Here is a 10151-nt window from a genome sequence, read left to right on the forward strand (position 1 = left end):
TTGTCCCTAGAGGAAGTATCAAAGCTTGGAAAAACAAACAAAAATGAGCTAATAGCAAGAATTACCAGAAGAACACCAAGGGTTTATATTAAGGATAATAAGGTGTTTAAAATATTGAATTATCTTATTGAGGAGATATAAGGACATGGATATAAAAAAAAATGTAAACAATATGTATGACCAGCTTGTAGAAATCAGAAGGGATTTCCATAAGAATCCCGAGTTAAGTGGCAAGGAAATAAGAACTGGGGATAAAATCTGCGAATATCTGGACAGTTGGGGAATAGAATATGAAAGAGGTTATGCCGACACTGGAATAGTGGGTATAATCAGAGGCAGGAAAGGTCCTGGAAAGACAATAGGAGTAAGGGCGGATATAGACGCTCTACCAATAACTGAAGAGGCGGATTACGACTATTGTTCTGTGAATGAGGGAGTAATGCATGCCTGCGGTCATGATGTTCATACTACTATTCTTTTAGGAATGGGTAAGATTCTCAAGGATTTGGAGAATGAAATCGAAGGAAATGTGAAGCTTTTCTTTCAGCCTGCAGAAGAGGCAATTGGAGGAGCCGAAAGGATGATTAAAGATGGATGTCTTGAAAATCCAAAGGTTGACCATGCCATAGGTCTTCATGTAATGCCAAATGTTCCTGTGGGTATGGTGGAGCTGAAGTTCGGTCAGATGAATGCAAATTCCGGTGGTGTTAAAATAACAATAAATGGTAAATCAGGACATGCGGCATACCCGGACAAGTCAATAGATGCAATAGTAATAACAGGACAGGTCATAACTAGTCTTCAAACATTGGTAAGCAGAAACGTATCTCCATTGACTTCAGTAGTTCTTACCTTCGGGGAAATTTACGGAGGTACAAAGTCAAATATAATCACAGATGAGGTTGTATTGAATGGAACTTTGAGAGCACTTGACACTGAATCAAGAACTGACGCAAAGAAAAGGATAAAAGCCATTGCGGAAGGTGTTGCATTTGGAATGGGTGGCAGTGCTGATATCGAATTCAATGATGGATACATAGCACTGATAAACGACGATGATGTTCTCAATAAAATAGATGAAACTGCCAAGAGGTTACTTGGCGAAGATAAGATAATGTACAAGGAATTCCCTAGCATGGGAGGAGAAGATTTCTCCTACTTCACAGATGTTATTCCATCGGCTTTCTATCATCTTGGCGGTGGAAATGTAGAAAAAGGCATAGTAGAGCCTCTTCACAACAAGAATTTCAGAGTAGACGAGGAATGTTTGAGAATTGGAGTTCTCATGCAGGTTGAATCAGTATTGGAGCTTCTTAGATAAGTGTGACTAGGATGATAATTTGATTTGTTCCCTACTCCCTCGGTACTACAATCACTAATTTATAAGGTGGATTGAAGTACCTCGAAGTCAAGACCTCACAAATAAAATTATCATCCTTATGATAGTAAGAAAGCTCTGTTCCCTGAACGGAGCTTTCTTATTTTTTGAATGTAGATTGAATTAATCAACTACCTTCTACTTGATCTTTATAGAATGAAAAACGATTTAATAAGCGATTAACATTATGTACTGCAGTACATAGTATTTTGGGTTGCCGCCCATATCAATCAGGTAAAACGTTTGCTAGAATTAGATATACAGAACAGTTAATGCATTATATTAAAATTCTAGGAGGATTAATATGAAAGTAAGGAAAGTTGCTATATTAGGTGGAGGTAATGGTGGGGTTACTGCCGCTGTCGATTTAAAAACAAAAGGTTTGGAAACTTCGTTGTACGAATTACCTCAATATTTTTCGAATTTAAGTGCAATAAAGGAAAAAGGCGGAGCGCTACTGAAGGATGACAAGGGCGAAAAATTCGTAGAAATTGCAACAGTCACCGATGATATTAAAGAAGCAATTAAAGATGCACAGGTAATTATGATCGTAGTTCCAGGATTTGCAATTGAGGCATTTGCAGAAGTTCTTGCTCCAGTAGTAAATGAAGAACAAGTTATTTTCTTAAATGGTGCTGCAGCTATGGGATCTGTAAGATTTGTGAATAAAGCCAATGAAATGGGAATCAATAAAAACTTCAAAATCTGTGAAGCTAATTCATTGACTTATGGAACAAGAGCATTTTATGAAGAAGCAAGAGTGGAATTGTCACTAAGGGTGAAGAAACTGTTTGTGGCTGCATATCCGAAAGATAATACAGAAGAACTTCTGGATGCTTGTTCTCAACTATATGATGGATTGGTAGCAGCACAAGACATATGGCATGTTACATTGGAAAACGGTAACCCAGTTGTACATCCTGGTCCATGTCTTATGAATTCTGGAAGAATTGACTATTCTAAAGGGGACTTTTGGCTGTATAAGGAAGGAATCACTGAACATACTACAAATATTTTGCGCAGTATTGAAAGTGAGCAGGTTGCAATAGGAAAAGCATTCGGATTTGAAGTTGAGGATGCTGTTCAATCTAGAGCAAGAAGAGGATATTTTAGTAACGAAACGGATGAATTGCAGCAGCTGTTTAATACAAGTGAAGTATTTACTCAGATAAAAGGTCCATTAAGCTGTTCTTCAAGGTATTTTACAGAAGATATTTCTACAGGTCTAGTATTATGGTCAGATCTGGGCACGACAGCAGGAGTACCAACTCCAAATATCGATTCAGTAATTACTTTGGGTGGAACCTTGCTTCAAAGAGATTTCCGTGAGGAAGGTTTGACATTGAAAAAGCTAGGATTTGAAGGAGCAACTTTAAAAGATTTGATTGCAAGGGTATAAGTAAAAAAGATTCAAGCTGTAAAAGTGTTGGGCAATGAATCCAATTTAGTTACAGCTTGAATTGAAAAATATATAGTTTTGAGTGATGTTTTAAATTTTTTTAAAGAAGGGAGAAATTATGAAGAAGAAACCATCGTTAGGATTAGCCTTATCAGTAATAGTATTTATGTTTGCATCAATAGGTATTGGTAAAGGGATTTTTAATATAGGTATCAAGCAACTACTTATTGTTAGTGCGGTATATGCAGCTATTGTAGGTAATAAATTAGGTTATACATATTTAGAGATGGAAGAAGGAATTTCTGAAAAATTAAAACAGTGCATGCCGACAATATTTATAATTTTATCAGTTGGTATTGTAGTGGGAACATGGATATATTCAGGTACTGTTCCCATGATGATCTATTACGGTTTAAAGCTTATTAACCCGTCTTTGTTCCTGGTAACAGCATTTATAATTGTTGCAATTGTTTCCACGGCTACTGGTACTGCCTGGGGATCTACTGCAACTGCTGGAGTTGCTTTGATGGGTGTTGCAAGTCAAATGGGTATACCTTTAGGGATGGCTGCAGGGGCAGTAATTGCTGGTGGTGTATTTGGAGATAAACTCTCTCCATTATCCGATACAACCAATTTAGCTCCATTGGTTAGCGGAGCAGAATTATTTGAACACATCAGACATATGTTTTATACAACATTTCCAACTGCTACCATAGGCTTAATAGTGTATTTTATAGTCGGAAGCAAGTTTTCGGGAAATGAAGCAGGAAATAGTGAGAACATTAGACTACTAATGGAAAATCTTGATTTAATATATAACTGGAATGTGTTGTTGCTTTTACCGGTAGTGGTAATATTGGCAGGTTCTATTTTGAAAAAGCCTACAGTACCGTTGATGCTGTTATCTTCAGCCGTAGCAATACTATTAGGTGCATTTGTTCATGGACTTGATTTTAATGATGGAGTCACAGCGGTTGTATCAGGGTTTAATGTTAACATGGTGGCAGCAAAAGGCATTGATCCTTCTTCAATTATTCAACCTGTAATCAAGCTTGCCAATCGTGGAGGAATGATGTCCATGATGAATATAGTTGTTACAATAATTTGTGGCTACTCATTTGCAGGTATTATCGAAAAGATAGGATGTCTTGATGTGATTATGGGGTCCTTAAGTGGCAAGATAAACAAAGTGTGGAAACTTATAGGCATTACAATAATTGGAAGCCTGGTAATGGTATTTACGGCAGGTGTGGCTTCAGTAGCTTTCATAATAATTGGTACCATGCTGAAGGATACGTACAAAAAAATGGGACTTCATGCAAAAAACCTTTCCAGAACACTGGAAGACTCCGCAACGATGTGGTTGCCGTTTGTACCATGGGGTGCTTCAGGAATATTCTATGTTGAAGTACTTGGAGTTGGTGTAGGAGATTATGGAATATGGGCTATTTCATGTTATCTTGGTATAGTTGCATCAATGTTTTGTGCATTTACAGGATTTGGTATTGCTAGAATTGATGATGCAGGTGAAAACGAAAAATTAAAAGTAGTTGTTAAATAAACAGAAAAATGGGGGCATATGTATAATGAAAAATATGTTTGTACAAAATAAAGGATTTGTTTTGGTAATCTTATCGGCCGTATTATTTGGTAGCATGCCATTGTTTGCAAAAAACATTTATATTAATGGAGGTAATGCAGTTCTTCTTACGCTAATGCGTAGTTTGATTTCACTACCAGCACTTTTTCTTCTAATGAGACATGAAGAAGCTAAGTGTTTAATATCACCTAAAAGTTTTAAGCAGATTGTAATACTATCACTAGGATTTGTTAGTACTCCGGTTTTATTGCTTTCATCTTATCATTTCATTTCATCAGGAATGGCAATGACTATTCATTTCGTTTATCCTGTATTTGTTTTGATTGGTTGCTTTGTGTTTTTCAATGATAAACCAAATCGAGTTAAAATTTTAAGTGTAATTTTATGTACCCTGGGTATTTTTCTTTTCTATACACCTGGACAAACAGGTAATGCGACTGGAATGCTATTAGCTTTCTCATCTGGTATTACGTATGCTTTTTATATCATTTATCTTGACAAGAGTGGGCTTTCAAGTATAAAGCCATTCACATTGGGATTCTACCTGGCCCTTGTCTCATCAGTTGAATTAGGTATATTTACTGCATTGACAAATTCATTTAGCAATTTGACAGTTATGGGATGGGTTCTAAGCATCTCGTTTGCACTGGTGATGACTATAGGTGCAACTATTTCGTTTCAAGTTGGAGTTAAAGAAATTGGATCTCAACGTGCTTCTATTCTTAGTACTTTTGAGCCGATTACCAGCATCGTTATAGGAGTATTCATATTTTCAGAATCTTTTGGAGTTAAAACCGCAATAGGTGTTTTCGTGATTTTGACTGCAGTTGTTCTGTTAACAGTCTTTGATAGAAAACAGTCAGTATCCAAAAATAATGAAAAATTACTTGATAAAATATCTTAAAATATTATTTGAACAATTTATATTGCTGATTAGGATTAGTAAATCCTGGTCAGTTTTTTTATTGGAGTTTATTACCCGCTTTCCATTCCAATTAAGACAGTTATATGATAAAGTTAATTATGGAGGCTTGATGAATGGGAGTTAGAGTATTCGAATTACTAGATGTAGCAAAAAAACACGGAATTTCCCTAATTGCAGGCGAAAAGGGATTGACCAATAAAGTTAAATGGTTCCGAGTTATGGAAACCAAAGAAATAATAGATTATATGGAAGAAAATTTATTGCTTTTCATAACAGGCTTGGCTATAAACGATGAAAAAGAGTTAATTGAATTGGTTAAAATGCAGAATGAAAAAAAATCTAGTGGAACTGTAGTTCATGTAGGAAGAAATATTAAACGAATACCGGAGGAATTGATAGAATACTGTAATGATAATGATTATCCACTATTTTGGGTTCCTTGGGAATATAATCTTCCAAAGATGATGAAGGATTTCAGCTTGCTGTTTATAGAATCGGAACGTATGGAAAAAGACTTGGAAAATGCATTGAAGAATGCTATTTCCTTCCCGGATAAAGAAGATAACTATATTCCTGTTTTTAATCAGTATGGTTTTCTAGAAGATGATACATATTGTATGTCTATTTTTGAATTCAGTGATATTGAAAACCAGCCGCAATACAATGAAACTGCAAGTATCATTAAAACGGTTGAAAGGATATTGATGTCTTCCGGTGACCGTTCAATGGTGATTGATGGAAAAGGAAGTATTATTGTTTTGTTTTCAAGTTATTCAGCTGATGAAATTAAAAATATTTTATCTAGAGTGTTTAATGCGTTACTTCATACAGAATATGATTTTTATATAGGAACAGGGAAAAATCTGGAGGGTATTACAAAAATATCTGCCAGTTATATACAGGCAATAAATTGTATAAAGGTCAGCAAGCCGAAGGTAGAAACAAACAAAATGATTCATTATGAGGATATTGGAGTATATAAAGTATTGACTTCAGTGTGTGGAAAGGGAGTTTTAAAGGAGTATTATGAAAATTCCATTGGGATATTAGAGGAATACGACAAAACAAATGATACTAATTATAAGGAAGTATTGAGATTATACATAGTTAATAATAGAAGCCTACAAAGAGTAGCAGAAACATTATTTATTCACAGAAACACTGTAAATTATCAAATAACAAAAATTGAGAAAATACTGGAGTGCGATTTATCAAACACTGATGATCGTTTCAAATTGTATTTGGGGTATTGTATTGAAAGTTTTATATAAATATAGGGAGATATTTTAATGGGCGTAGGATTGTTTGATTTATCTATAATATTTATTTATTTTCTGGCAATATTGGGAATAGGATATTTTTCATCTAAAAAGATTGATTCTTTTGACGATTATGCCGTTGCAGGAAGACAGATACCGACAGCCTTGCTTTTTGCAACAATGGCTGCAACTGCAACTGGAGGAGGAGCAACAATAGGCAGGGTTGCCTATGCATATCATACTGGAATAGTAATTTTTGTAATCACAATAGGTTTTGTTTTAAACCAGGTGCTGACAGGAATATTTATAGCTCCCAAAATGAGAGAAATGGGGAATATCTATACTGTTGGCGATGTAATGGGATACTATTATGGAAGGGCCGGTAGGTTTGTAACAGGTATATTTACATTCATATATAGTGTCAGCATATTTGGTGTGCAGTTATTGGCAATGGGTAGGATACTACAGACAATAACCGGATTTGATTTAATTCCCATGACTATTATAGCTTCAGTTATAGTTGTCGTATATACATGGGCAGGAGGTATGTGGGCGGTGATATATACTGATGCAGTGCAATTCATTGTACTTGCTACAGGAATAACCTTGTCGGCAGTCATAATCTACAATAAAGTAGGTGGAGGAGAAGCACTGCTGGCAAATCTGGATGAAATGCATACCTCTATAACGGCAGGATGGCCTGCATTGAAGCTTCTTGCATTTTTTCTCACATTTTTCCTAGGAGAAGCAATAGCTCCTTTTTATGTTCAAAGATACTTGACAACCAAAGATCCAAAGAGCACTAAATGGGGTGTGACATTATTCGGAGTATACTACGGATTTTTTACTATAATGGCTATAGTGATAGGCTTGGCTGGTGTAATACTAATTCCAAATACCAATCCGGACCTTGTAATGAGTATGGTTGTAAGAGAGTTTCTTCCTATAGGAGTTGTGGGCGTTGTATTTGGAGCCATGCTTTCAGCAATAATGTCTACAGGAGACTCCATATTAAACAGCGCAGCTGTAATATTCACAAGAGACATATACAATAAGTTTATCAACCAGGATGCAGACGACCAGAAGCTTTTGAAAGTATCTAAACTGTCAACTATAATAATCGGAGCAGGAGGAATTATGGCTGCAGTAACGGTTCCAAGTGTAATGGATTTGATGATTTACACTTACTATCTGTGGGCGCCTTCCATTGTGCCACCTATTGTAGTTGCTTTGATTTGGGGAAAGGCGATGGAAAGAAAGATTTCACCATATGCAGGAGTACCGTCCATAATTTCAGGTATGATTATTACAGTTATATGGGGTCCCAAAATACTGGGAGAACCATTTGGAATACCTTCACTTATAGCGGGAATAGTAGCAAACCTGGTTGTTCTTATAATAGTGCAGGCAATAACATCCAACTATGAAGCTAAAGGTCTATTTAGACCTGAGGAAATTGACCGGAATGAAGTGGAGAGAGTATAAAGACATATGGAGGTAATAAAATGGTAATCGATTTTATTGTATATTTTTCAGCAGCGGTGGTATTATTTGCGGTATGTGCAACAATAGTTGGATGGATAAAATTTGCCAAACAAAAATAATAAAAACATCAGCGAAATCTCTAATGATATAGTTAGCTGATGTTTTTTGTTTGGTATATTATTTGAGCATTACATAAATCCCTTGAACTGTGATTTGTAAAGATTTGAATATATACCACCTGATTCCAGTAAATCTTCATGGGATCCTTGTTCCTGGATACCGCTGTCGTTGATTACTATGATCTCGTCGGCGTTTTTTATTGTTGAAAGTCTGTGTGCTATTACAAGGACGGTTCTTCCTTTTGACAGTCTTTCCAGTGATTCCTGGATGACTAATTCCGTTGCATTGTCAAGGGCAGAGGTGGCCTCGTCGAGAATGAGTATTGGAGGATTCTTAAGAAAAACCCTTGCAATGGAAAGCCTCTGTTTTTGGCCTCCAGATAGTTTGATTCCTCTTTCACCTATGAAGGTGTCATATCCTTCAGGAAGTGATGTAATGTAGTCGTGGATGCTTGCGCTTCTAGCTGCTTCTATCATTTCCTCGTCCGTAGCATCAAGGTTTCCATATATTATATTTTCCCTTATTGTTCCGGTGAAGAGGAATACATTTTGCTGTACCAGTCCTATATGGCTTCTAAGTGACTTGATTGAAAAATCTTTTATATTTTCGCCGTCTATTTTGATTTCACCATTTGTAACATCGTAAAATCTAGGTATGAGATGGCAGAGTGTTGTTTTTCCTCCACCAGAAGGACCTACAAGAGCAATAGTCTTGCCAGCTTTGATTTTAATATTTACATCTTTGAGAACCTTGTTTTCCTCGTTATCTTCATAGGAGAAGGACACGTTTTCTATTGATATGTCTCCGGTTACATCAGATAGAGTTTTTGGATTTTCAATGTTTTTAATCTTAGGCTCAATAGCCATAAGCTCAGAAAATCTTTCGAATCCAGACATTCCATTCTGGTACTGCTCCGCAAAGTTTGTAAGTTTTTTGAGAGGTTCCAAAAAAAAGCTGATATAAAGAATGAAGGCTAGCATATCTCCGTAGGTTATCCTTTCAAGGTAGACGAAATATCCCCCAAAGGCTATTGTTGCAAGGGTCAGCAGATTCATAAAGAGATAAATTGTCGAATAGAATTCAGCCATTGTCTTGAATGCATCTGTTCTTGAAAGTCTGAAGGTCATGTTACCTTCCTGGAATTTTTCTTCTTCAAATGCTTCGTTTGCAAAAGCTTTTGCAACACGTATACCCGATAAACTGTTTTCTATCTGTGAGTTTACAATTGCAATTTTTTCTTTAACAGTCCTGAATTTTTTTCTCATTTTTAAACTTTTCCATACAGCAAATATGAAGATAAATGGAATGAAGAAGAATATTATTAGAGTTAGTTTCCATTCGATGTTCATCAGTATGATAAAGGAGCCGAAAATCATGATGATTGAAATGAATAGGTCCTCAGGTCCGTGGTGAGCAAGCTCTGTTATGAGGTTAAGGTCGTTGACAAGTCTTGACATGAGCTTTCCTGTCCTACTGTTGTCGAAGAAGCTTATATCCATTGTATGGATATGTCCAAAGAGGTCCTTTCTCATGTCGTATTCCATCCTAACTCCCACAACATGACCCCAGTAGAAGACAATGTAGTTGAAGATGGCTCTGACTATATATAGAACCAGCATTGCTACGGCTGTCATAACCAGGGCTCTCAGATTCTTGTCAGGTATATAGGTGTTCAAAATGTTTCTTGAAAGTAAGGGGAATACAAGGTCCAGACCTGCTATTCCCAAAGCACAGAACATGTCAACCATGAACAACTTCATATGCGGCTTGTAGTATGATGAAAATTTTCTTATTAGATTCATATAACCTCCACGACAGTCATTGTATATTATATTGAATTCTGTCGTAATATTGCAATTTTGATATTAATCCAGTCTGACGCAACATAGTTGCTTTGTTTATAGCTTAAGAAAGTTAAAATATGCATAACCCAGATGCATCCATTACTATTTGATTTGTTTTGACACAATATGTATATCCGATAT

General features: G+C 36.1%; 7 protein-coding genes. 6 read left to right on the forward strand and 1 reads right to left on the reverse strand.

From position 1 onward, the window contains the following. Positions 1–145 precede the first annotated feature (145 nt). The 6 genes from AC3AX0_RS00665 to AC3AX0_RS00690 all read left to right on the forward strand — a co-directional run bounded on the left by AC3AX0_RS00665 (position 146) and on the right by AC3AX0_RS00690 (position 8046). A complete protein-coding gene (locus tag AC3AX0_RS00665) occupies positions 146–1321 on the forward strand; it encodes a M20 metallopeptidase family protein (protein ID WP_487548376.1) in 1176 nt (391 codons plus the stop codon). 361 nt (positions 1322–1682) lie between these two features. Further along, a complete protein-coding gene (locus tag AC3AX0_RS00670) occupies positions 1683–2777 on the forward strand; it encodes an NAD/NADP octopine/nopaline dehydrogenase family protein (RefSeq protein ID WP_487548377.1) in 1095 nt (364 codons plus the stop codon). Positions 2778–2895: 118 nt separating this feature from the next. After that, positions 2896–4338, forward strand: a complete 1443-nt coding sequence (gene nhaC / locus AC3AX0_RS00675; protein WP_487548378.1) for a Na+/H+ antiporter NhaC — start codon at positions 2896–2898, stop codon at positions 4336–4338. A gap of 25 nt (positions 4339–4363) precedes the next feature. Then, positions 4364–5281, forward strand: coding sequence for a DMT family transporter (locus tag AC3AX0_RS00680; protein WP_487548379.1), 918 nt, complete (start codon positions 4364–4366; stop codon positions 5279–5281). Between the two features lie 134 nt (positions 5282–5415). Beyond that, complete coding sequence (locus tag AC3AX0_RS00685; protein ID WP_487548380.1) at positions 5416–6573, forward strand: PucR family transcriptional regulator; 1158 nt, start codon at positions 5416–5418, stop codon at positions 6571–6573. Between the two features lie 18 nt (positions 6574–6591). Then, positions 6592–8046 (forward strand): sodium:solute symporter family protein, encoded by a 1455-nt coding sequence (locus AC3AX0_RS00690; RefSeq protein WP_487548381.1) that lies wholly within the window; start codon positions 6592–6594, stop codon positions 8044–8046. Positions 8047–8234: 188 nt separating this feature from the next. Here the strand turns inward: AC3AX0_RS00690 and AC3AX0_RS00695 are convergent, their stop codons facing one another. Further along, positions 8235–9968 (reverse strand): ABC transporter ATP-binding protein, encoded by a 1734-nt coding sequence (locus tag AC3AX0_RS00695; RefSeq protein WP_487548382.1) that lies wholly within the window; start codon positions 9966–9968, stop codon positions 8235–8237. Positions 9969–10151: the final 183 nt, after the last annotated feature.

The organism is Dethiosulfatibacter sp. (assembly GCF_983023055.1).

Bases quoted from the DNA above. Each gene is read 5' to 3' on its own strand.
- AC3AX0_RS00665 (WP_487548376.1), top strand. From the start codon at position 146: ATGGATATAAAAAAAAATGTAAACAATATGTATGACCAGCTTGTAGAA.
- AC3AX0_RS00670 (WP_487548377.1), top strand. From the start codon at position 1,683: ATGAAAGTAAGGAAAGTTGCTATATTAGGTGGAGGTAATGGTGGGGTT.
- nhaC (WP_487548378.1), top strand. From the start codon at position 2,896: ATGAAGAAGAAACCATCGTTAGGATTAGCCTTATCAGTAATAGTATTT.
- AC3AX0_RS00680 (WP_487548379.1), top strand. From the start codon at position 4,364: ATGAAAAATATGTTTGTACAAAATAAAGGATTTGTTTTGGTAATCTTA.
- AC3AX0_RS00685 (WP_487548380.1), top strand. From the start codon at position 5,416: ATGGGAGTTAGAGTATTCGAATTACTAGATGTAGCAAAAAAACACGGA.
- AC3AX0_RS00690 (WP_487548381.1), top strand. From the start codon at position 6,592: ATGGGCGTAGGATTGTTTGATTTATCTATAATATTTATTTATTTTCTG.
- AC3AX0_RS00695 (WP_487548382.1), bottom strand. From the start codon at position 9,968: ATGAATCTAATAAGAAAATTTTCATCATACTACAAGCCGCATATGAAG.